General features: G+C 64.9%; 21 protein-coding genes. 2 read left to right on the top strand and 19 right to left on the bottom strand.

Features of this window, described 5'->3' with window-relative positions; genetic code table 11:
• The first annotated feature begins 14 nt into the window (after positions 1-14).
• Entirely contained in the window at positions 15-1400 is a 1386-nt protein-coding gene (locus EOD29_RS05175) for an FAD-binding oxidoreductase (protein WP_067326030.1), read from the top strand.
• Between the two features lie 105 nt (positions 1401-1505).
• Complete coding sequence (locus EOD29_RS05170) at positions 1506-1862, top strand: cupin domain-containing protein (protein WP_164763690.1); 357 nt, start codon at positions 1506-1508, stop codon at positions 1860-1862.
• Positions 1863-1896: 34 nt separating this feature from the next.
• Here EOD29_RS05170 and EOD29_RS05165 read toward each other — a convergent pair whose 3' ends face one another.
• From EOD29_RS05165 to EOD29_RS05075, 19 genes are all read right to left on the bottom strand, one after another.
• Positions 1897-3537: an MFS transporter gene (locus EOD29_RS05165; RefSeq protein ID WP_127246062.1), complete on the bottom strand. Its 1641-nt coding sequence runs from the start codon at positions 3535-3537 to the stop codon at positions 1897-1899.
• Between the two features lie 197 nt (positions 3538-3734).
• Positions 3735-4001 (bottom strand): flagellar biosynthesis protein FliQ, encoded by a 267-nt coding sequence (fliQ, locus tag EOD29_RS05160; protein WP_027165133.1) that lies wholly within the window; start codon positions 3999-4001, stop codon positions 3735-3737.
• Positions 4002-4022: 21 nt separating this feature from the next.
• Entirely contained in the window at positions 4023-4433 is a 411-nt protein-coding gene (flgD, locus tag EOD29_RS05155; RefSeq protein ID WP_095800448.1) for a flagellar hook assembly protein FlgD, read from the bottom strand.
• 2 nt (positions 4434-4435) lie between these two features.
• Positions 4436-4873, bottom strand: coding sequence for a flagellar biosynthesis repressor FlbT (flbT, locus tag EOD29_RS05150; RefSeq protein ID WP_095800447.1), 438 nt, complete (start codon positions 4871-4873; stop codon positions 4436-4438).
• Positions 4870-5217, bottom strand: coding sequence for a flagellar biosynthesis regulator FlaF (gene flaF / locus EOD29_RS05145; protein ID WP_127246061.1), 348 nt, complete (start codon positions 5215-5217; stop codon positions 4870-4872). The genes flbT and flaF overlap by 4 nt, the downstream gene beginning before the upstream one ends.
• 31 nt (positions 5218-5248) lie before the next feature.
• Positions 5249-6298 carry a flagellar hook-associated family protein gene (locus EOD29_RS05140; RefSeq protein WP_095823399.1) on the bottom strand — a complete coding sequence of 350 codons (1050 nt, stop codon included), beginning with the start codon at positions 6296-6298 and terminating at the stop codon, positions 5249-5251.
• A gap of 3 nt (positions 6299-6301) precedes the next feature.
• A complete protein-coding gene (gene flgK / locus EOD29_RS05135; protein ID WP_127246060.1) occupies positions 6302-7756 on the bottom strand; it encodes a flagellar hook-associated protein FlgK in 1455 nt (484 codons plus the stop codon).
• A gap of 32 nt (positions 7757-7788) precedes the next feature.
• Entirely contained in the window at positions 7789-9045 is a 1257-nt protein-coding gene (locus tag EOD29_RS05130; RefSeq protein ID WP_067002423.1) for a flagellar hook protein FlgE, read from the bottom strand.
• 91 nt (positions 9046-9136) lie between these two features.
• The gene (locus EOD29_RS05125) at positions 9137-9805 is read right to left on the bottom strand and encodes a response regulator transcription factor (protein WP_067002421.1); all 669 of its coding nucleotides are present in this window, start codon (positions 9803-9805) and stop codon (positions 9137-9139) included.
• Positions 9806-10028: 223 nt separating this feature from the next.
• Complete coding sequence (locus EOD29_RS05120; protein WP_245475224.1) at positions 10029-10619, bottom strand: transglycosylase SLT domain-containing protein; 591 nt, start codon at positions 10617-10619, stop codon at positions 10029-10031.
• Entirely contained in the window at positions 10549-11946 is a 1398-nt protein-coding gene (locus EOD29_RS05115) for a flagellar hook-length control protein FliK (RefSeq protein WP_127246059.1), read from the bottom strand. Before EOD29_RS05115 ends, EOD29_RS05120 begins: the two co-directional genes overlap by 71 nt.
• The gene (locus EOD29_RS05110; RefSeq protein ID WP_127246058.1) at positions 11943-13355 is read right to left on the bottom strand and encodes a chemotaxis protein MotC; all 1413 of its coding nucleotides are present in this window, start codon (positions 13353-13355) and stop codon (positions 11943-11945) included. The genes EOD29_RS05115 and EOD29_RS05110 overlap by 4 nt, the downstream gene beginning before the upstream one ends.
• Positions 13352-14797: a MotB family protein gene (locus EOD29_RS05105; RefSeq protein WP_127246057.1), complete on the bottom strand. Its 1446-nt coding sequence runs from the start codon at positions 14795-14797 to the stop codon at positions 13352-13354. The genes EOD29_RS05110 and EOD29_RS05105 overlap by 4 nt, the downstream gene beginning before the upstream one ends.
• Positions 14794-15420 carry a hypothetical protein gene (locus EOD29_RS05100; RefSeq protein ID WP_127241319.1) on the bottom strand — a complete coding sequence of 209 codons (627 nt, stop codon included), beginning with the start codon at positions 15418-15420 and terminating at the stop codon, positions 14794-14796. Before EOD29_RS05100 ends, EOD29_RS05105 begins: the two co-directional genes overlap by 4 nt.
• Positions 15421-15423: 3 nt before the next feature.
• Positions 15424-17082, bottom strand: coding sequence for a flagellar basal-body MS-ring/collar protein FliF (fliF, locus tag EOD29_RS05095; protein WP_095823391.1), 1659 nt, complete (start codon positions 17080-17082; stop codon positions 15424-15426).
• A 187-nt stretch (positions 17083-17269) separates the two neighbouring features.
• Positions 17270-18154 carry a flagellin gene (locus EOD29_RS05090; protein WP_067002412.1) on the bottom strand — a complete coding sequence of 295 codons (885 nt, stop codon included), beginning with the start codon at positions 18152-18154 and terminating at the stop codon, positions 17270-17272.
• Between the two features lie 281 nt (positions 18155-18435).
• Entirely contained in the window at positions 18436-19320 is an 885-nt protein-coding gene (locus tag EOD29_RS05085; RefSeq protein WP_067002410.1) for a flagellin, read from the bottom strand.
• A gap of 228 nt (positions 19321-19548) precedes the next feature.
• Positions 19549-20280: a flagellar type III secretion system pore protein FliP gene (gene fliP, locus EOD29_RS05080; protein WP_095777164.1), complete on the bottom strand. Its 732-nt coding sequence runs from the start codon at positions 20278-20280 to the stop codon at positions 19549-19551.
• Positions 20277-20771, bottom strand: coding sequence for a flagellar basal body-associated FliL family protein (locus tag EOD29_RS05075; RefSeq protein WP_127216562.1), 495 nt, complete (start codon positions 20769-20771; stop codon positions 20277-20279). Before EOD29_RS05075 ends, fliP begins: the two co-directional genes overlap by 4 nt.
• Positions 20772-20788: the final 17 nt, after the last annotated feature.

Genomic DNA, 20788 nt, shown 5'->3' with positions numbered 1-20788 from the left:
CTGGAAGCCATCCCATGCAAGTCAAGCGCAACGGCGACATCTCGTTCTGGTATGCGGATCTGGGCGCGGTCCCAAGCCCGCGTCCGCCCTTGCCCGGCGACATCGAAGCCGATGTTGCGATCGTCGGCGCCGGCTACACCGGGCTCTGGACCGCCTATTATCTGAAGAAGGCGAAGCCCTCGCTTCGCATAGTCCTGCTCGAACGCGAATTCGCCGGCTTCGGTGCCTCGGGGCGCAATGGCGGCTGGCTTTCGGGCGGCTTCGGCTGGTCGCGCGAAAAATATCTAAAGACCTCGACCCGGCAAGCTGTCAGCGCCATGCAGGCAGCGATGGCGGGCTGTGTCGACGAGGTGATCCGGGTGGCGACGGCCGAAGACATCGACGCCGACATCCGCCGTGCCGACAATCTGACGGTCGCCACCAATGCCGCACAGCTCCAACGTGTGCGCGAGGCGTGCGAGACGATCCGCTCCTGGGACGCCGACCCCGAGCGCATCGAATTGCTCGACGCTGCAGCCACACGCGCGCGCATCAATATCGCGAATGTCATGGGCAGCTTCGTCATCCACGGCCAGGCGCGGGTGCAGCCGGCCAAGCTGGTGCGCGGGCTGGCGGAAGCGGTCGAGCGGCTCGGCGTGCCGATCTACGAAAAGACGACCGTGACGTCGATCGCCAAGGGCAGGGTGGCCACCGACCGTGGCACGGTGCGGGCGGAAACGATAATTCGCGCGACGGAGGGGTTCACGGCCGGCATTCCCGGGGAAGAGCGGACATGGCTGGCGCTCAACAGCGCGCAGATCGTGACCGAGCCGCTGCCACAAGAACTCTGGCGCGAGATCGGCTGGGACGGGCATGAGCTCCTCGGCAATGCGGCGCACGCCTATTGCTATGCCCAGCGCACGCGCGAGGGCCGTATCACCATGGGCGGACGCGGCGTGCCCTACCGCTATGGCTCGCGCACCGACGTCAACGGTCGGACGCAGCAGGCGACGATCGACCAGCTACACACGATCCTGACGACGCTGTTGCCGCAGACGGCCGGGTGCCGCATCGACCACGCCTGGTGCGGCGTGCTCGGCGTGCCGCGCGACTGGTGCACGACGGTCGGCCTCGACCCCAGGACGCGCATAGGCTGGGCCGGCGGTTATGTCGGGCTGGGCGTGTCGAGCTCAAACCTTTCCGGGCGCACGCTTGCCGATCTGATCCTCGGCAATGACACGGATCTTACGCGACTGCCCTGGGTCAACCGCAAGGTCAGACCCTGGGAGCCGGAACCGTTCCGCTGGCTCGGCGTCCACTCGATGTACCAGCTCTACCGCATCGCCGACCAACGCGAGGCCGCCGGGCTCAATTACACTTCGAAATTGGCCGCCCTGGCCGACAGCATCACAGGCCACTGAGACGGTTCGGCGTTCGCCGAACCGCTCTAACTCTTTGTTTTCGCGCAATTCCGGACGGAAAACCATTGCACTTTCCTGGAATTGCTTTTGACACTGGAGCCTATCTTGATCGACCTTTCGACCTTCCGCGACCTCGTCACGGCCGATATCGGCGCCTTTTCACCGAAGCCGACCTCGATCGAAGGCGATCAGGTCGAAGCGGTGCGCTCGTTCTTCCAATCGCCGGACGGGACCGTCGATATCGGCATCTGGGAATGCACGCCCGGCCGCTTCACCGCCGACCGCTCGGGTTCATCCGAGATCTGCCACATCATCTCCGGTCGCGTGGAAGTGAGCCGCGCCGACGGCGAGATGCGTGAGCTGGGGCCTGGCGATCTGCTCGTCCTGCCGAAGGGCTGGAAGGGCGAGTGGCTTATTCATGAGACGACGCGCAAACTATATATGATCCACAGCGCTGGCTGATCGGAATCAGATATTCCGGGCCAATAGACGCGGGTTAGTGATCGATCGGCCCCTTGGGTGAGACCAGCGCCGTGCCGGCGGTGGTCGGGCGTTCGATCATGCGGCGCACACGCGGCGGGTTCTCGCCGCTGTGCAGCGCGCGGATGCGCTCGCCGACAACGGCGTCGGCATGAGTGGCACGCCGGTTGTGGCGGATATACTCGACCCAGGTCGGCGTGTGGTAGTGCTCGATCCAGATGCCCGGATTTTCGAGATCGCGGGCGAGCGTCCAGTTGCGGGCGCCGTCGCGGCGGCGGATGCGGCCACGCTCGGCCATGGTGGCGAGGAATTCCGGCACGTCCTCCTCGCGAATGATGTATTCGATCATGATGGCGATCGGGCCGCTGCGCGGCTTCAAATCGAGCGCCAGCATCGGCTCCTTGAACCGGTTGAGCGGATCGAGGTTGAGAGCGGTGTGCTGCGGCAGCGGCAGGATCAGGCCGATGGCGCCGCCGACGAGCATGGTGACAGCGGCAACCATCAATGCAGTCTCCGCGCCATGGGCGTCGGCGACGACGCCCCAGATCCAGCTGCCCAGCGCAATGCCGCCGAAGGTTGCTGTCTGGTAGATCGACAGCACGCGCCCGACCACCCAGCGCGGCGTCGACATCTGCACCGTGACGTTGAAATGCGAGAGCGCGATCACCCAGCAGGCACCGCCGATGAGCAGGCCCGCCGACGTCTGCCAGGCATTGTCGCTGACGGCGGCGTTGAAGGCGCATAGCGCGAAACCGGCGAAGGCGGCGCGCACCATCGTTTCGCTGGAGAGCCATTGTCTGAGCCTGACGCTGATCAGCGCACCGCCGACCGCGCCGATACCGAAGGCACCAAGCATGATGCCGTAGGTCAGCGCGTCGCCCTTGACGACATCGCGCGCCACCAGGGGCAGCAGCGCCAGCACCGCGCCGGCGCTGAAGCCGAAAGCGAAGCCTCTCGCCAGCACCTTGCCGATGTTCGGCGACATGGCGACGTAGCGCAGGCCGGCTCCCATCGCGGCGCCGAGCGATTCCCGCGGCAGGGTCGGCGCGGGCACTTCCGGCTTCCAGCGGAAAAGCACGACGATCAGGCCGATATAGCTGATGGCGTTGGCGGCGAAGGCCGCCGCCGCCCCTGCGGCGGCGACGATGATGCCGCCGATCGCCGGGCCGACGCTGCGCGTGATGTTGAAGCCCATTGAGTTGAGCGCGATCGCCGCCGGCACCTTGGCGCGCGGCACCATGTCGCCAACCGACGCCTGCCATGACGGGCTGTTCAGCGCCGTGCCGCTGTCGATCAGGAAGGTGAAGGCAAGCAGCGTCCACGGCGTCATCCAGCCGAACCAGGTGAATACGGTGAGCAGTGCCGAGACCACCAGCATGAAACTCTGCGCCACCAGCATGACCTTGCGGCGGTTGAAGCTGTCGGCAATGGCGCCGGCAACAAGCGCGAACAGCATGATCGGCAAGGTGGTCGAGGCCTGGACCAGCGCCACCTGGTAGGATGAGGTGGCGATCGTCGTCATCATCCAGGCGGCGCCCACGCCCTGGATCAAGCCGCCGAAATTCGACACAAGGCTCGCCGACCAGACGGCACGGAAGATGCCGTGCCGGAACGGCGCCAACGCCGAGACGCGTTCGCTTTCCGGCTCGTCGATCATGGTCGCTGTCCCGCCTTCATCTTGCTGTCTTGCGCTCGCCCGACGCCATTATCGCGCCGGCGACTCGCCAAAGCATCCCGGTCCAACAACAGGAAGGCAAAGGCGAAAATGCGTCGGCGAAGCTTTAAGCCAAGCATCTTGCCGGTGTGGACCAAACTTTTGCTGGTCCGCGCGGGCGGGATGCCCGCGACCGCAGGTCAGAAGCCGTGCTCGATGCGTTCGAAGATGACGTTGGTGAAGGCCGAGATCTGGCTGCCGATGAACGGGCCGGTCAGCGCCACCACCAGCATGATGGCGACGATCTTGGGCACGAAAGTGAGGGTGATTTCCTGAATCTGGGTCAGCGCCTGGATGAGCGCGATGCCGATGCCGACGGCCATAGCCACGAGCACCACCGGCGCGGAGGCGGTAAGCACCGTCCACACCGCATATTGCACGATATCGAGGGCATCGGCCTCGTTCATGGGCAGACTCTATACAAAACTCTAGGCGGCCGGCTTGATCGATACGCCTGCGCCGACAGGGATCTCGGTGCCGTCCTGCAACACCGCGATCAGGCCGCTGCTGGCGAGCTTCACCGAAGCCACGGTCCCTGTTGTCTTGCCGTCGGCGGCGGTGATCGAACGGCCGATCAGCGCGTCCGCCTGCGACAGCGCCGAGGATTGCATGATCTGGTCGAGCTTGCTGTTGGTCTGCACCGATTGCTCGACCTGCGAGAAGGTCGCGAGCTGCGCGACATATTCCGTCGAATCCATCGGCTTGGTCGGATCCTGGTTCTTCATCTCGGCGATCAGAAGCTTCAGGAACGACTGGTAGTCGACCGCCGTCTTCGAGGTCTGCTGGCTGCTGGCCTGGGTGGCGCCAACCGGGATCGTCGTTGTCATGTCCACGGCCATCTTTATGCTCCCACAGCCAGCGCGCGCGGCGCTTCCGGAATGTCGTCATTGCCGCCAAGCGCCTGGCGCTCGAGCGGATAGAGCGCGCGGATCGCCTTCAGCGCCTCGTAGATATGATCCTCGCCGACCATGCGGTCGATCTGCTTCAGCGCGCTGCAGATTTCCTGATTGTCGAAGCTTGCGATCAGCATCGGCAGCGAGCGGCGGAACATGTCGCGGGCCTCGGAGGCTCCCGGCGGGTTGATCAGCATGATCTGCACGATGAAATAGAGCTGCCTGAGCGGCGTCGAGGCCTGCTCGGCCTGGATGACGTGGCTTTCGAGCAGGAACTGAACGTCGTTCATCAGCTCGATCGTGACCTTGCGGTCGACCCGGATGACGGCGCCGTTGATGTAAATCTTCTCGTTCGGCTTCAGCGAGATCTTCAGCGTGTTGCTCATTGGATGCCGTCTCGGATGATCTGGGAGACCTCGATCAATCCTTCGAAATTGTTGGTGCGGCCCTGCCGGATGTCTTCGGTTTCGCGCAGCAGCCACAGGCCGATCGAGATCAGATTGGCGCGCAGTTCCTTGGGCAGCGCATTGTCGCTGGAGCCGAGATCCTCGACGAAGGTGGTCCAGATGCGGTTGGTGAAGTGCAGCGCCTCGACCGCCTCCATCGACTCCGGCCCGACGGAAGCAGCCGTGGACAACATGTCGATCGATCGGGTCAGCAACTGCCGCTCCCGGTCCTTGGCGTCGGCGACGGAGTCGGTCTGGATGTCGGCGTAGGAGAATTGATACATCGTCGGAGCTCTGGCGTTCCGGTGAGAGTGTTCAGGTGAGATAGTTCAACAGGCTCAGCTGCTGCAGTCGCGCGGTCAAGGCGAAGGACGTTTCTATATGCTGCGTCAGGTCGGCCACGCGGGTGGCGGCCTCCGAGGGATCGACGCCTTCGAGGTCGATGATATGCTTCTCGAACAGATCGACCTGGGTCTTCATGCGATCGCTGGCGTCGGACACGCGCTTCTGGGCGAGGCCGGCTTCGGACTGCACCTGGACGATGCCGCCGATGGCTTCGCCGACCAGCTTTTGCGCGCGGCTGACGATCGTATTCTGCCCGGCCTCGCTGATGTTGCCGGCGAAGAGCGTGCCGACCATGGCGGCAGCCATGGCGAGCTTGCGGATGCCTTGCTCGTTGGCGCTGACCGATGTCTGCGTGGTCTCGTTCAATGAAATGCGGCTGGTGATCTGGTCGTCGGTGGCGTTCGACCAGTTGGCCTGCCATCCGGAGCCCAGGAACTGCGGCTCGACCGCGGTGGTGATGAAGTCGTCCATCTGGGCGGCGGTGATGTTGGCGGCCGCCGGGTCGTTCTGGGTGAAGCCGAAATAGCTGGTGAAGGCGGCGTCGAACGCCGCCTTGGCGGGGGAGCCGGCGGCGCTGAAATCGTCGATCGGCTTGACGTCGGTGTTGGTCCCGGCAAACAGGTATTCGCCGTTGACGCTGGTGTTCAGGATGCCCGTCATCTGCTGCAGCGCCGTGGCGCCGGCGGTCTGGGTGATGCTGGTCGAGGAGTCGCCCGACACGGCGCTGGTCAGCGCCGTCAGCAGATCCTGCGCGACATCGGAGAGCTGACCCAGCGAATCCTGTGTCGAAGTCAGGCGTGCGGCGACCAGCGAGTTCGAATCGACGATGCCGTTCAACCGGTCGAGATCGCGCTGGAAGGTGACGGCCTGTGTCGTGCGCCCGCCGAGCGCCAGGCCGACATCCGCTACCTTGCCGGTCTGGGATTCCGTGGTCGCCTTGACGAGATCGGCCTGCATGCGCATCTGCTGATAGCGCAGGGCGTTGGAGATGGCGGCTGAGGAGACGGCTGTCGCTTTCATCGATTATCCCACCGCGCCCAACAAGGCGTCCAGCATGTCGTCGACGGTCTTCATCATGCGCGCCGACGCCTGATAGGTATGCTCGAGGTCGAGAAGCAGGGACATTTCCTGGTCGACATTGACGCCGGTATCGTTCGACAGCGCTTCGGCGGTGCGAGTGGCCAGCGCTTCCTTCGCGTCGGCGTTGGTCGACGCCTGCTGGCGCACGCCTTCGAACCAGCCGATGGTGTTGGCCGCGTAGTCCGAGACGCCGGAGCTGACCGTGATGCCGGCGGAGGTGTCGAAGGCCATCGGCTGGTCGAGCCTGTTGCCGTAGGCGATCAGCAGGTCAGAATAGGAGGCGCCGCCGCCGGTGTTGGAAACATAGGCCGCGCCGTTGGCGCCGCCGTCGCGCAGCAGCGCCGCGCTGCCGCCGGCGCTCGGGTCAAACGCGGCGTTGACGCTGATCGAGCCGGCGAGGCCGTCGACCAGGGTGCCGGCAGCGGGAATAGCCGGCGCGCCGGACCAGGTGAACAGGCCTGCGGCGTTGGGCTGAGACGGCGCGGTCTCGGCAAATGCCGTGATCAGGCCGCGCGCGATCTCGTCGAGCTGGCTCTGCATGGTCGCGGCAACGCCGTCGCGCAGCTTCAGCATGCCGGCAAGCTTGCCGTCGGCGCTGGTATTGTCGCCGGTGCCTGCAGAAAGCGGTACATTGTCGATATAGATCGTGTTGCCGGGCGTGCCGGCGGTGTAGCCGGCCGAGGGCGTGAAGGTCACCGACCGCGGCACCGTCTCGAACAGCGTCGTGCCGTCCTTGGTGGTGATGACCATGTCGTTGTCGCCGCGCGTGAAGGTCGAGACCGGGACATATTCGGCGATCTTCTTGAGAAGCGCGTCGCGCTGGTCGAGCGCGTCCGACACATCCGTGCCGGAGCGCGTGCCGGCGATGACGGCCTTGTTGGCGTCCTGGAACTGGCTGAGCAGCGAGTTGAGGTCGTCGACCGCGGTGGCGATCTGGCCGTCCGTCTGGCTGCGGAAATCCTGGATCGCCGTGGTGCCGTCGTTCAGTGAGCTCACCACCTGCTTGGCCGCGTCGATGACGCTGGCGCCGAGATTCTGGTTCGACGGCGTGGTGGCGTAGAGCTGCAGCGCCTGCTGCAGATTGCCGATCGCAGTCGACGCAGACGACGCATTGTCGACTCCATTAACCGATAGGTCGAGCTGATCCATGCCGCTATAAAGCGCGCTCTGCCCGCTCCATGCCGACAGCGCGGAAAGGTTCTGCCGGAACAGAAGATCATTGGCGGCGCGCTGTATCTCCACCGATCGCGCGCCGGGCGCCGTGCTGGTGACGACGGCGACGCGACGAGCATAGTCCGGGTTGGACGCGTCGGCCACATTGCGCGACACGACGCTGGTTTGCTTGGATGTGGCCAGGAGCGCCGACTGGGCGATGCTTAATGCGGTGGAAAGCGACATGCGGGTCTTTCACGGGCTGGCGCCCGATGGGGTTATCTCTTCAGGTTGACCAGGACGTCCATCAGGTCGGAACCGGTCTGGAAGACCTTCGAGTTGGCGGTGTAGCTGCGCTGCGCCGCAATCATGTTGGTCAGTTCCTCGGCGATATCGACATTGGAATTTTCGAGCGCGCCCGAGACGACCGAGCCAAGCTTTCCTTCATTGGCAAAGCCGATGCGAACAGCGCCTGAGTCCGCGCTTTGCACATAGACGTTGCCCGGCATCGCGGTGAGGTTGTCGGGGCTCTGAACGTCGGCCAGCGGGATCTTGTAGAGCGGCTTGGTGGAGCCATCCTCGAATTGGGCGTAGATGACGCCGTCCTGGCTGATCTGGATCTTTTCGATCGTGCTCGGCGCATTGCCGTTGACGTTGGCATCGGAGACAGTGAAGCCGGTTCCGAGCTGCGTCAGCTTGGAGAGGTCGAGGTTGAGAGTCGAACCGTTCGGCACCGTGAAGGACACGCCGGTGGTCGCGCCGGTGAGCTTGCCGGTGGTGGTGTCGAAGGTGAGATTGGCCGAACCCAGCGCGCCGCCCGCATAGGGGAACGACGTGCCGGCCGTGGCCTTCGACTGATCGAATACCGAAACCTGCCAGGTGCCGGTGCCGGTGTTGGTGAAGTAGACGTCGAGCAACACCTTGTTGCCGAGATTGTCGTAGGCGACCAGCGACGATTTCGACGTGTATTGTGACGAGGTGCTGTTGTCGGTGGGTAGGTTGCCGGCGGTGACAGCGGTGGCGCCAGCCGGCAGGTTGCCGGTGAATGTCCCTTCCGTGCTCGGCGTCGCCGTCATCTCCTGATCGGAAATCTGCACCGGCACGAGGCCTTCGAAGCCGTTGGCGGTGGCGGCCGGATCGCCATTGGCGTAGCTGTAGGCCATCAGCTGGTAGCCGGCGGCGTTGACGAGGCGTCCTTGAGCGTCCGGAACGAAGGCGCCGGCGCGGGTGAGATAGGGCGTTCCGCTCGGGTCCTGCACGACGAAGAAGCCGTCGCCGTTGACGGCTAGGTCGGAGACCGAAGTGGTGTATTGCAGAACACCCTGCGAGCTGACGGCCGAGCGGATCGTCGTCGTGACGCCACCCGAATTATAGGCGCCGCCGGTGCTGGGCATAATCAGCGTCGAGAATTCGGCGGAGGAGCGCTTGTAGCCGGTGGTGTCGGAATTCGCGATGTTGTCGGCCACCGTGGACAAGCGGTTGGCCTGGGCGTTCATACCGGAGACGCCGGTGCGCATCATTCCGTAGAGGCTCATCGATACATCTCCTCGGTGCCTTTCTGAGAGGCTAGAAAACTAAGCCTCGTGTCTTGCGCGAGGCTGGCGCGGGATGTGCCGGCGACGACCATCAAAACACTAGCCGGTAGCCGAGGAACCTCTTGGAATCGATCGGGTCGTGGCCGAGCTTCTCACGCAATTTCTTGCGCAGCTTCGAGATGTGGCTCTCCACCACGTTCTCCTCGACCTCCTCGTCGAAGATGCCGTAGATGGCGTTGAACACCTGCGTCTTGGTCACGCGCCGGCCGCGATTGCTGGCCAAATACTCCAGGATGCGCCGCTCGCGACGCGGCAGCGGCAGCGGCTCGCCGTCGATCTCCGGGTCGCGCCCATCCATGAAGATGCGCATCGAGCCGACCTCGGTGTAGGCGGCCTCTTCGCGGGCGCGGCGGCGGATGGCGGTGATGCGGGCGAGGATCTCGCGGATGTGCACGGGCTTGCGGACGACGTCGTCGACGCCGCTCTCGAAGAGCCTGAGCGTGTGTTCCAGCGAGTGCTGTTCACTGAGCGCGATCACCGGCGCCCCGGTGCGGTCGCGGATCTGGCGCGGCGAGATGGCGCCCTCGCGGCAGTCGCCGATAAGGAAAGCCCTGACCGATCTTAAATCCGTGTCGGCGGCAGAGTTCACCCACTCGCCGAACTCGCCTGGCGCGAAGCCGGCGGTGGCGACGCCCTCGCGATCGAAAAGTGAGCTGTAGCCCTCAGTTACGAGCTCGCGCTCATCAACGATCACGATCATCGGCCCGCCCTCCGAATCATCTCATTTGCCCCGTGCGGAAAGCGGTATCCGGTGCGGTGAATCCTGAAAAACCGTCATTTCTTGTAGCTATTTTCTTGGGAGTTTTTTTGGGAGCCGTAATAAAGCCGGCCGTGAAGGGTCTATTCGCGGTACTGGATGGAGGGCGATGCCGGCGGCGCTGTGAACCCCATCGCGGCGGACTAAAGGGCATATGCTTGAGCAACTATTGGTTGCAGAACGCGCTGGCGTTCGGCGTCCATTTCCCGAAGCCGGTGGCGACCATGTTGGCGATGACGCGGCAGACATACACCTTCTGCGCCGGGTCGTTGTCGGGGCCGGCATGATAGCGGGCGACGGCCATCGACCAAGTCATGTGGCGCGCGTGGAGGCTCGCCAGGAAGCGCGCGGCGTAGTCGACGTTCTGGTGCGGGTCTAGCATGTCCTCGACGCTGCGGAACTGCGCGCCATGATAGCGATGATTGATCTGCATGCAGCCGAGATCGATCAGCGTCTTGCCCTCGCGGCGGGCATTCTCGAACGTCGCCAGCGCTTCGCCCCTGCTGCGCGGAAAAACAGCCTTTCCTTCTACATTCAAAGCATTGGGCTGAAGGCTGCCCTTCTTTCCCGTTTCGGTCAGGCCGACCGCGTAAAGGATACCGGCCGGCACGCCATAGCGATCGGCGGCGCGCAGGATTTCCGGCTCGCAAGGATTGAGCGCGGCTTTGGCGACGGTCGCGGCCAGACTAGATATAGATATCGTCGCCAGCGCGCTCGCGAAGAGGCGAAGCAGCGCGGCCGAATTCCTGTGCGCCATTGCCGTTGTTCCTTCCCGGTTGCCGATCGCCGCCGGCGCTGTTGCCGCCCGAGTTCCCGGGCTGGAACGAAGGCTGGTCGCGGCCCGTAGACATCGGCGGCGCGCCGCTCGCTTCGACGCGACCGGCCGAATGGACTGCTATGGCAGGTTGCATGATGGTGACGTGATCGACGTCGAAACCAAGACTGCGGAGCGACTTGACGATGGTGTCGCTGTCGGCGGTCAGACGGCGATACGCCTCGTGCGTTTCCGGCTTCATCTCGATCGAAAGTTGCTCTCCGGAAAGACGCAGGCTGGCGGTGACCATGCCAAGCTCAGCAGGGTGGAGCTCGATCTTCAGGACATGTGTCGAAACGGCAACAGAGTTGGTCGCGTGCGAGCCGATCGGGCCGCTCGAGTAGGCCTGCTGAACGCCGCTGTCCGAGGCGATCGCCTCGGCCAGCGCCGATACCGTCTGGCCGAAGGCGTTTTGGGCCGGCGCGGGGAAGCTCTGCTGGCTGACCACATCCAAGCGCCCAGCGGCGGAGGATGGCCTGGCTTGACTGTTCGATGCGAGGGCTTGCGCCGTTTGCGCGGCCTTCTGGGCGGCTGCCGGACGCCAGCCTTGCGGCGTCGTTGCGTCGGTTGCGGCTCCTTGCGTACCAGACAGTATGTCGTCCTTGCGGATCGACATGTCCGGGCCCTGACCAGCGCCGGCCGGTTTCTGTCCGAAATCGGGTCCGGGCTTCTCGGCCGCCATCGTCGCGCGACCGGATCGCGGCAATGGCTCGCTGCCTTCGGAAGCGTCGGCCAACATGCGTTTGCCTTGACGGATCGCCAGCTGCGAAGACGCGGCCTGGCCGATCGAGGGCTGGGTTCCTGCCTCTCCCTCGACAGAAGATCCACCGCGCTCGGCATTTGTCGACGTTGCGAAGTGGCGGATGTCCCCCAGCGCCATCAACAAGGGCAAACCGTCCTGAAGCGGAGCGCTATCTGACGATTGCGCCGCCGCATCGGCATCGTCCGTGGCCTTTACATGGTCGGCCTCGGCGCCATTCTTCGCGGCCTTTCCGGCCGCTGGCTTCGGCGCGGCAGTCTTGTTCTGGCCATCCTGATCGGGTCGTGGCTTGGGCGAACCGGCGAGGGCGCGCCGCTCCGGCTGCGCATGGGAAGACACAGGTTCGGCGGGATGCTTTGCCTCCCTCGCCGATTGTCCGGCGCCATGCACCATCTCGCCAAAATTCGCGCCGTTTTCCTTGCCGTCGGCAGGATGCTGCCGCGATTGGACTTGGGCGGATGCAAGTCCCGGCGTGGCCTGGCTCACGCTGTTCATTTGGGCGCTGGTCATTTGGGAGCGGCTCCGAGTAGCTGGTCGATCTGCTCGAGCTGGCGGCGCGCTTTGAGCATCGCGGCATCGGTGGGATCGTGCGGATCGAGGCTTGCTGCGGCCGCCGGCGCGGATGCAGGCAGCACGGATGGCGTTTCGGGCTGCGCAGGAGCGGGGGCTTGAGCCTCGGCCGCGGCCTGAGCCGTCGTCGGCGGAGCCGGCGGCGCGTCCGCCGGCTTGACCGGGGCCGGCTGCTCGGCCATCGCGCCCTCCACCGGTGGCAACCCTTCGGCGTCGGCCGGGCTCGCAGCCTCGGTTTCAGCGGGTTTCGCGGCATCGCTCTTTGCCGGACCTGCGGCCTCCGTCTCATTCATGGCGGCCGCACGCACGGGAGCGACGACCTCGCCGGCAACGGCTTGCGCTGCATCGAGCAAAGCGCGGTCGCTCTCCGAAAGCTTGCCGCGATCAATCGTGCCGAGCCTCGCGCGCACATCGTCGATCGTGGCCGATGTCACCGTGGAGAGGCTCGAATAGAGCACTGCGCGCGGGTCGTCCTGATTGCCTTTGCCGTTGCGGCCCTGCTCGGCCCGGGCCGAGGCGAAGGCGGAGAGGTCGCTCAGCCCGTCGATCGCGGCGCGGCGCGCGATGCGCAGATAAATCACCTTCTCGCGCTCGGGGTCCATCATCGAGGTGATGTCGGCGAGCTTGTCTTGGCTGATCGACATGTGCAGCGCAATCACACCGGAGACGAAGGAATCGGCGAACTGGCTGGCATAGGGGGAATAGAGATAGCCGGCGACATATTGCGTCGAGGCAAGCGCGAAGCGCGCGGCGTCGCCTTGTGTCGCTGCGAGGCCGACCGAGCGGCGAAGCGCTGCCTCCTCGACCAGTGTGCCGGGGCTGAGCAGGCGGGCCTCGTCCAGCAGCGTCAGCGCCGTTGCGGGTTCATCGGTCGCAAGCAGCGAGCCCTTGACCAACGCCAGGAAGGCGCCGAGGTCGGCGGGCACGCTCATCGGGTCGATCGGCTTCAGGATTTCGATTGCCGCGGCCGGCCTGCCGTTGAGATAGGCGACGACCCCTTTGGCGATGGCGAGGCTTTGCGGGTCGGTCGCCGCGCGCGAAGCTGCCGCCTCGACTGTGACGGGATTGCCGCCGCTCATGCCATAGACGAGCAGAGCGCGGAAATTCTTCGGGTCCTTGAAATCGCCGGCATCGGCGGCGCGAAGCCTCGCATCGGTCATTTCCAGCAGCTTGGCCTGCATCGGCAGCGCCGCATGATCGCCTCCGGCGATGCGGTCCTGGACCAACTGCAGCGAGCGCACCAGCTGATAAGGCTGCAGGCCGTCATCCTGTGCAAAAGCGGCAGCGGGCGATCCTGCGGCGAGCAGCAGCAGCCCGACTGCGCGGCCGATGGCGGTCCTGCCCCTCATCCGCCGGTCGCCATCAGGATCTCGATGCGGCGGTTGGCGGCGGCCAGCGGATCGGACGCGATCTTGGGCTGGCGGTCGGCGAAGCCCGCGACCTCGGTGATGCGGCTTTCGTCGACGCCGCCGCGCACCAGCATGTAATAGGCGGAGTGGGCGCGGGCGGTGGACAGCCGCCAGTTGTCGTAGGCGTCGCTGCGGAACGGCCGCGCATCGGTATGGCCGCCGATGGTGATGGTGCCCTTCTTCTCGTTGACGATGCGGCCGATCTTCTCCATCGCCAGCACCATCTCGCGGCGCGGCACGGCCGAGCCGATCTCGAACATGCCGAAGTCGAGCTGATCGGTGATCGAGATGACGACGCCCTTGCCGGTTGCCTCGACGGAGACGCCCTCGGCCAGCTTTTCACCGGGCGCAAAAGTCTTGGCCAGTTCCTGCTTGATTTCGGCGGCCGCCTTGAGGGCGGCGCTGCTCGGGACATTCTCTCCCTTTTCCGAGGCTTGCTTCGGCTCCGCCTTTGCCGGCTCGGCCGTCGCCGCTTCGGCCCCTGCGGCTCCCGGCATCGCAGCATCGGTAGCAGCGGCCTCCGCCTTTTCGGCTTCTGCCTTTTCAGCTTGGGCTTTCTCGCCCTTGACCGCCTTGCCTTCGGCCTTCCCGACTTTCGTGTCACCGTTCGATCCGGCGACCACCTTGGCACCGGGTTTTTCCGGTGTGGCCAACGGCTCGAGCGGCGCATCCAACTGCGGCGGGGCCGGCGGAGCGGCCTTGACTTTCGGAACATCGGTCTCGGCGACCTTCTCGCCGGGCCTGGCCGGATCGCCTTCGATCCTCCTGCGTTCGGCGCTGGCCTCGGCGCCGGGTGTCGCAACCTGCTGCGACCAGAAGTCCGGCGCGAAAGGATCGCGATAGGATTCGCCGCCGGAAGCGCCGGTCGCCGGACCGGCGTTCTGAGCGCCGCCTTCACCCTTGGCGCTGACATTCTGCATCACGCCGGTATCGGTAGCGATCTCCGACAGCACGGCATAGGGATCGGCAAACAGATGCTCGTCGGAGAGATCGGATTTCTGCGAGGCCTCCTTCGTCTGCCTGCGGTCGGAGGAGCCGGCGCCGCCCTTGCCGTCCTCGCCGGCCTTGCTCGCGCCATCCTGCGGATTGTCGGCGGTGAGGCCAACCTTGCTCGGGCCGTCGCCAAGGTCTTCCAGGCCCTTGCGGCTGGAATTGCGATCGATCAGCTCGACCGGGTTGAAATAGCTGGCGACCGCCGCCTTGGTCTGCTCGTTGGCGGCGTTGATCAGCCACATGACGAGAAAGAAGCACATCATGGCGGTCATGAAGTCGGCAAAGGCGATCTTCCAGACGCCGCCATGATGGCCGTCGTCATGACCGTCGTGGTTCCGCTTGACGATGATGATCTCGTGCCTGGCCTCGCCGTGGTCGATGGCGCTCATGATAGGACCTCCGACAGGGAAGCCGACCATTCGGCGATGCGCGTCTCGAAGACGGTTTCATCGATGGTCACGGTCAGGTCGAAGCCGGCGGCCTCGGTGAAATCGAGATTGGCCGCGCGATCTCCGAGCGACGCCTTCAGCGGCTCGAACAGCGACAGCGGCCCGCGCACGCCGATACGCACCGCCTCACTGTCGGCAATCGCGGCGCTTACGGTACGGGCAAGAGCTTCGATCGAGCGCTCCTGCAGATCATCGCTGACCACGCCGCCGATGATGCGGGCGACGGTGGCGGCGGTGAGCTCGGCCACGCGCGCTTCCATGGCATCGATCCGTGTCGCGACCGCCGCCCCCAGATCGCCGCCGAAGCTTTTGAGGAACGCCTTTGCCGCATCGTCATTGGCCTGGCGTTCGGCCTCGAGGGCCGCCTCGTGGGCGGCCGCGAGCCGCGCCCCGAGTGCTGCTTCCGCATCGGCCACCGCCTCGGCGATCAGCGCGCCGATGTCGGCCTGCGGTGGCGATATGTCTGGCTTGCGCTCGATGTCAGGCGCTGACGGTGCCTGGCCGGCGCGCGGGGCGCGCGAACCGAAATCGGGCAGGAGATCGAAAAGGGCCGCCGAAGCCATGGCTTAACCCGCGGCTTCCGGGGCGGCGGCCCATTTGCGCAGGATCTGGGCGGTGCGTTCCTCGTTGAGGTCGACCATGCGTGCTAGCCGTTCCTGCGGCGCAGGCCTGATCTTCTGGCGCAGGTCGTCGAGCGGAGTGGCGCCCGGCCGGGCGCCCGGCAGCGCGCCGACGGCCGTGTCGGCTGCGATTGCGGCCACCGGCGCGTCGGGGGTCGGCAGCGAGCGCTGGACATCGTCGAAGCTCGGGCCGGCGAGGGCCGCGGGCTTGGCCGACGCCGTCAGCGCGGCCGCCATCGGCCGCAGGCCGAAGAAGGCGACCAGGAACACGACGACGATAAAGGCGCCGGCATTGATCAGCGTGCCGGTGTATGTGCCGATCGAGGCGAGGATGCCCGGCTGGTCGATCGGCTCACCGTCCAGCCCGTCGATGAACTCGACCGCCGAGACATCGATGACGTCGCCGCGCTTCTCCTCAAAGCCAGTGGCGGAGGCCACCATCTTCTGGATATCGGCGACGCGCTTGGCAATCTGCTCGGGGGTGGCGTCCTTGCCGAGGATGGTCTTCAGCCGATCCTGGTTGACGACGACGGCGATCGACATCTTGGTCACCGAGTAGCCGTTGGAAACGGTGGCGATCTTCTTGGAGTTGATCTCGTAGTTGGTGATCTCCTCCTTGCGGTCGTTCTGCGAGGAGGACTGCGGCCCTTCAGTCGTGGTCGTCTGCGTCTCGGGCAGGTTCTGCTCGACGCTGGTCGGGTTCGAGGCCTGCTTCTGGTTGCTGGCCTCGTTGGTGCGCACCGACTGCACCGAACGCTCGACGCGGGATTCGGGATCGAAGATCGTTTCTTCGGTCTGACGGGTGTCGGTATTGACGTCGGCCTTGACGCTGGCGCGAAAATTGTCGGGGCCGAGATAGGGCGTCAGCGCGCGGCGGATGTTGTCACCGATCTGCGCCTCGACCGTCTGCTCGACGCCGAGCGTGCGGGCAGCACTTGTGTTGGAAGTATCGTCGCCGGCGGCGAGCAGATTGCCGTTGGAATCGAGCACGGTCACCTTGTCGGCCGACAGGCCGGGAACCGCTGCGGCGACGAGGTGGCGGATCGACTGGGCGCTCTTTTCGGCATCGACGCCGGCATAGCGGATGACCACCGAGGCTGAGGGCTGCTGCTCGTCGCGGCGGAAATTGGCGCGCTCGGACATGACGATGTGTACGCGCGCCGCCTTGACGCCGGCGATCGACTGGATGGTGCGCGCGATCTCGCCTTCCAGCGCACGCACGCGGGTGATCTGCTGCATGAACGAGGTGAGGCCGAGCGAGCCGACATTGTCGAACAGCTCGTAGCCGGCGTTGGCGCTGGTCGGCAGGCCCTTTTCGGCCAGCAGCATGCGCGCCTGCGCGGTGGTGCCGGCCGGCACCAGCACCGATGTTCCGTCGGCGCCGACATCGAAGCCGATGCCGGCCTCGCCCAGCACCAGGCCGATCTGGTTCACGTCGCTGCGGTCGAGCCCGACATAGAGCGTCTCGTAGGCCGGGCGGTTGAGATAGACCGAGCCGACGCCGATGACGGCCATGACCAGCGCGGCGATGCCGCCCATGAGAGCGAGACGCCTGACGCCGAAGCCGCGGAGGTTCGCGATGAGGCTCTGGATCTGTTCCGGCACGATTCAACCGCTCCCAGCATGACTTTCCGCCGGAAGACTAGACCGCGAAGCTTGTGCGAGGATGATAGTGCGTGCGGCCAGGGGCTATGCGAGGCCCGAACGGCCCGGAGGCAGCAGTCCGACGCGCAAGAAAAAGGCCGCGCTCAGGACGCGGCCTTGCGATGGAGGGGTTGCCTCAGCGGAAATATCAGCTCTTGAACAAGGCCAGGATCGACTGCGAGTTGCCGTTGGCGATCGACAGCGCCTGGATGCCGAGCTGCTGTTGCACCTGGAGCGCCTGCAGGCGGGTCGATTCCTTGTTCATGTCGGCATCGACGAGGGCACCGACGCCCTTGTCGATCGAATCGGACAGGTTCGACAGGAAGCTCTGCTGGGTGTCGATGCGCGACTTGGCGGCGCCAAGGTAGGCAGCGCCGGTGGAGAGCTTGGCAAGCGCGGTTTCAACGCTGTCGAGCGCGGTGTCGACGGCGGTGTCGGAAACGGCCGCGGCACTCGGATCGAAGAAGGTCGTCGCAAGCAGCCCGCCGACGATGCCGCCCGTGCCGGCGGTGTCAAGAACCTGCGTGTCGGTCGCTGCCACGTCGATGGTGTCGATGGAGACAGTCGTGCCGGTGCGGTTGTACGAAGCCACGACATGCAGGTCCGAGGCGGCCGTTCCGTCATTCTGCAGCAGGTTCGAACCGGCATAGCTGGCATTGGTGACCGACGACCTGATCTGGTCCTGGATGGCCTTGATTTCGGTCGCGATCTTCTGCTGGTTGTCCTGACTGGCGCCGCGCGCGGTGACCAGCTTGGCCTTGATCGCGTCGACCTGGTCCTTGATGTCGGTGATGGCGGTGTAAGCTGTGTCGACCTTGCCGGCGCCGAGGCCGAGCGCGTCCTGGACGGCCGAGAGCGCCTTGTTGTCGGACCGCATCGAGGTGGCGATCGACCAGTAGGCGGCGTTGTCGGAAGCGGTGGCGACACGGTAGCCGGTCGAGATGCGGCCCTGCGTCGTCTCAAGCGCCTTGTTGGTGGCGTTGAGGCTCTGCAGCGCGGTGAGCGCGGCGGCGTTGGTCATGATGCTTGCCAAGATACACCCCTTCTCAAAGCAGGCATGCCTCGCGCATGCCGGTCAACTCTCTGGCGGGGGCGGTCATGCCTGTCGACCGTCGGTCGGCCCGTCATAGCGATTGGTTAACCATAGCTAGCGCGTCACAGTTAACGGCGCGTTAAAAGCCAGCCTTGAAACCGCGGTGCGGTAATATTTCCCGAGGGAAGAGGCGCGCCTCGGAGGGGCAGCAGCATCAAAAATGAAAATCGGGCCGCGCTGGTGGCGCGACCCGACAAAGATGCCTGAAGTTCGCTGGGCGATCAGCCGCGGAAGAGCGACAGGATCTGCTGCGAGTTGCCGTTGGCGATCGACAGCGCCTGGATGCCGAGCTGCTGCTGCACCTGGAGGGCCTGCAGGCGGGTCGATTCCTTGTTCATGTCGGCGTCGACCAGAGCGCCGACGCCCTTGTCGATCGAGTCCGACAGGTTCGACAGGAAGCTCTGCTGGGTATCGATGCGCGACTTTGCGGCACCGAGCGAGGCGGCGCCGGTGGACAGCTTGCCGAGCGCCGTTTCAACGGTGCCGAGCGCGGTGTCGATGGCGGTGTCGGCGACGGCGGCGGAGCTCGGATCGAAGAAGGTCGTCGCAAGCAGACCGCCGACGATGCCGCCGGTGCCCGCCGTGTCGAGGACCTGCGTGTCGGCAGAGGCCACCTTGATGGTGTCGATGGTGACGGTCGAGCCGGTGCGGTTGTACGAAGCAACGATGTTCAGATCGGAAGCAGCCGTGCCGTCGTTCTGCAGCAGGTTCGAGCCGGCGAAGTTGGCGTTGGTGACCGACGACTTGATCTGATCCTGGATGGCCTTGATTTCGGTCGCGATCTTCTGCTGGTCTTCCTGGCTGGCGCCGCGGGCGGTAACCAGCTTGGTCTTGATCAGGTCGACCTGATCCTTGACGTCGTTGATGGCGGTGTAGGCGGTATCGACCTTGCCGGCGCCGAGGCCGAGCGAGTCCTGAACGGCCGAGAGCGCCTTGTTGTCGGACTTCATCGAGGTGGCGATCGACCAGTAAGCGGCGTTGTCGCTGGCGGTGGCGACGCGGTAACCGGTCGAAATGCGGGACTGGGTGGTCTCGAGCTGCTTGTTGGTGTTGTTCAAGCTCTGCAGCGCGGTCAGCGCAGCGGAATTGGTCATGATACTGGACATGATACTCGTACCTTGGTTTTTACACGGATTTTTTTGACATACCGGCTTGTCCGGTATGACGGTGCGGCATCATGCCAATGATCGCTGAGACCCGATCACCCGCCATCTGGAGCGGACTATGCGGGCAACTTCCTACCAAACGGCTAAACTGGACGGTTAATCCAAAATAATTCGCGCGGGCTTTAGCAGGCGAAGCCTTAAGTGTCGTCCTCGATCCCGGCGGGGCGGTCAGGTAAAGGATCGCACCAGGCTGCCGACCAGAAGGTTCCAGCCGTCGATCAGCACGAAAAACAGGATCTTGAACGGCAGGGAAACCACCGTCGGCGGCAGCATCATCATGCCCATCGCCATGGTCACGGTGGCGACGATGAGATCGATCACCAGGAACGGCAGCACGATCAGAAAACCGATCTCGAAGCCGCGCCTGATTTCCGAGATCATGAAGGCGGGCACCAGAATGCGCAGGTCCACGGTGTCGCGCGAGACAGTCTGGCCGCGCTCGCGGGCGAGATCGGCAAAAAGATCGAAATCCTTGTCGCGCACATTGTGCAGCATGAAGCTGCGGAACGGATCCGAGATCTTCTCGAAGGCCTCGGCCTGGGTGATCTGGTTGTCCATCAGCGGTTTGACGCCGGTGTTCCAAGCCTGGTCGAAGGTCGGCGCCATGACATAGAAGGTCATGAACAGCGACAGCGAGATCAGGATCAGGTTGGCCGGCGTCGACTGCAGGCCGATGCCGGCGCGCAGAATCGAGAAGGCGATGACGAAGCGGGTGAAGCTCGTCACCATGATCAGCAGGCCCGGCGCCACCGAAAGCACGGTGAGCAGCCCGAACATCTGGATGAGATAACCGACCGTGGTGCCGTCGGCCTTGCCTATGCCGCCGAGATCGAGCTGCTGGGCCGCGGCGACAGAGGTGGTGACGACGATGAGCGCCGTGGCGATGAGGAACTTTCTCATTCGAGCAGCATCGTCCTGATGAGAACCTGTTTGACGTGGCCGCCGCTGCGCAGCGCCGCACGCTCGTCGAGATCGGCCTTGAGATGCTGGTAGCCGCTGGCGCCTTCGATCTGATGCATCTTCAGCGTGCGCACGAACGCCAGCAGGTCCTGATGGATCTGCTCGGTCATTTCCTGCGGCTGCGGCGCGTCGTAGAGCACCGATGCCTCCAGCCTTATCCAGATTTCGCTAGGTGCGGCGAGATTGGTGGTGATCGGCGCCAGTTGGACCACCGTCGGTCCGGCGATCTGTTTGCCCACTTCGGCCGACTTCTCCGGGTTGCCGGCGTTCTCAGGTGCGGCAGGAACAGGCGCCGGGGCTTCTCCCTGCTTGAGATAGCCGCCCGAGAACCAGCCCATGCCGACGGCCGCGCCCGTCATGGCCAAGAGCATGGCGAGCTGGACCACAAGGGAAGGTCCCTTCTTGGGCTGGATCTGCTCGACATTTGCCACGCCCGCGCGCTCCTGTC

The organism is Mesorhizobium sp. M1A.T.Ca.IN.004.03.1.1, from assembly GCF_003997555.1.
Classification (GTDB): Bacteria; Pseudomonadota; Alphaproteobacteria; order Rhizobiales; family Rhizobiaceae; genus Mesorhizobium.
This window is presented reverse-complemented; position numbering and strand designations above follow the sequence as displayed.

Coding starts and splice junctions, on each gene's coding strand:
- EOD29_RS05175 (WP_067326030.1), top strand. CDS start 15: ATGCAAGTCAAGCGCAACGGCGACATCTCGTTCTGGTATGCGGATCTG.
- EOD29_RS05165 (WP_127246062.1), bottom strand. CDS start 3,537: ATGATCGACGAGCCGGAAAGCGAACGCGTCTCGGCGTTGGCGCCGTTC.
- fliQ (WP_027165133.1), bottom strand. CDS start 4,001: ATGAACGAGGCCGATGCCCTCGATATCGTGCAATATGCGGTGTGGACG.
- flgD (WP_095800448.1), bottom strand. CDS start 4,433: ATGGCCGTGGACATGACAACGACGATCCCGGTTGGCGCCACCCAGGCC.
- flbT (WP_095800447.1), bottom strand. CDS start 4,873: ATGAGCAACACGCTGAAGATCTCGCTGAAGCCGAACGAGAAGATTTAC.
- flaF (WP_127246061.1), bottom strand. CDS start 5,217: ATGTATCAATTCTCCTACGCCGACATCCAGACCGACTCCGTCGCCGAC.
- EOD29_RS05140 (WP_095823399.1), bottom strand. CDS start 6,298: ATGAAAGCGACAGCCGTCTCCTCAGCCGCCATCTCCAACGCCCTGCGC.
- flgK (WP_127246060.1), bottom strand. CDS start 7,756: ATGTCGCTTTCCACCGCATTAAGCATCGCCCAGTCGGCGCTCCTGGCC.
- EOD29_RS05130 (WP_067002423.1), bottom strand. CDS start 9,045: ATGAGCCTCTACGGAATGATGCGCACCGGCGTCTCCGGTATGAACGCC.
- EOD29_RS05125 (WP_067002421.1), bottom strand. CDS start 9,805: ATGATCGTGATCGTTGATGAGCGCGAGCTCGTAACTGAGGGCTACAGC.
- EOD29_RS05120 (WP_245475224.1), bottom strand. CDS start 10,619: ATGGCGCACAGGAATTCGGCCGCGCTGCTTCGCCTCTTCGCGAGCGCG.
- EOD29_RS05115 (WP_127246059.1), bottom strand. CDS start 11,946: ATGACCAGCGCCCAAATGAACAGCGTGAGCCAGGCCACGCCGGGACTT.
- EOD29_RS05110 (WP_127246058.1), bottom strand. CDS start 13,355: ATGAGGGGCAGGACCGCCATCGGCCGCGCAGTCGGGCTGCTGCTGCTC.
- EOD29_RS05105 (WP_127246057.1), bottom strand. CDS start 14,797: ATGAGCGCCATCGACCACGGCGAGGCCAGGCACGAGATCATCATCGTC.
- EOD29_RS05100 (WP_127241319.1), bottom strand. CDS start 15,420: ATGGCTTCGGCGGCCCTTTTCGATCTCCTGCCCGATTTCGGTTCGCGC.
- EOD29_RS05085 (WP_067002410.1), bottom strand. CDS start 19,320: ATGTCCAGTATCATGACCAATTCCGCTGCGCTGACCGCGCTGCAGAGC.
- fliP (WP_095777164.1), bottom strand. CDS start 20,280: ATGAGAAAGTTCCTCATCGCCACGGCGCTCATCGTCGTCACCACCTCT.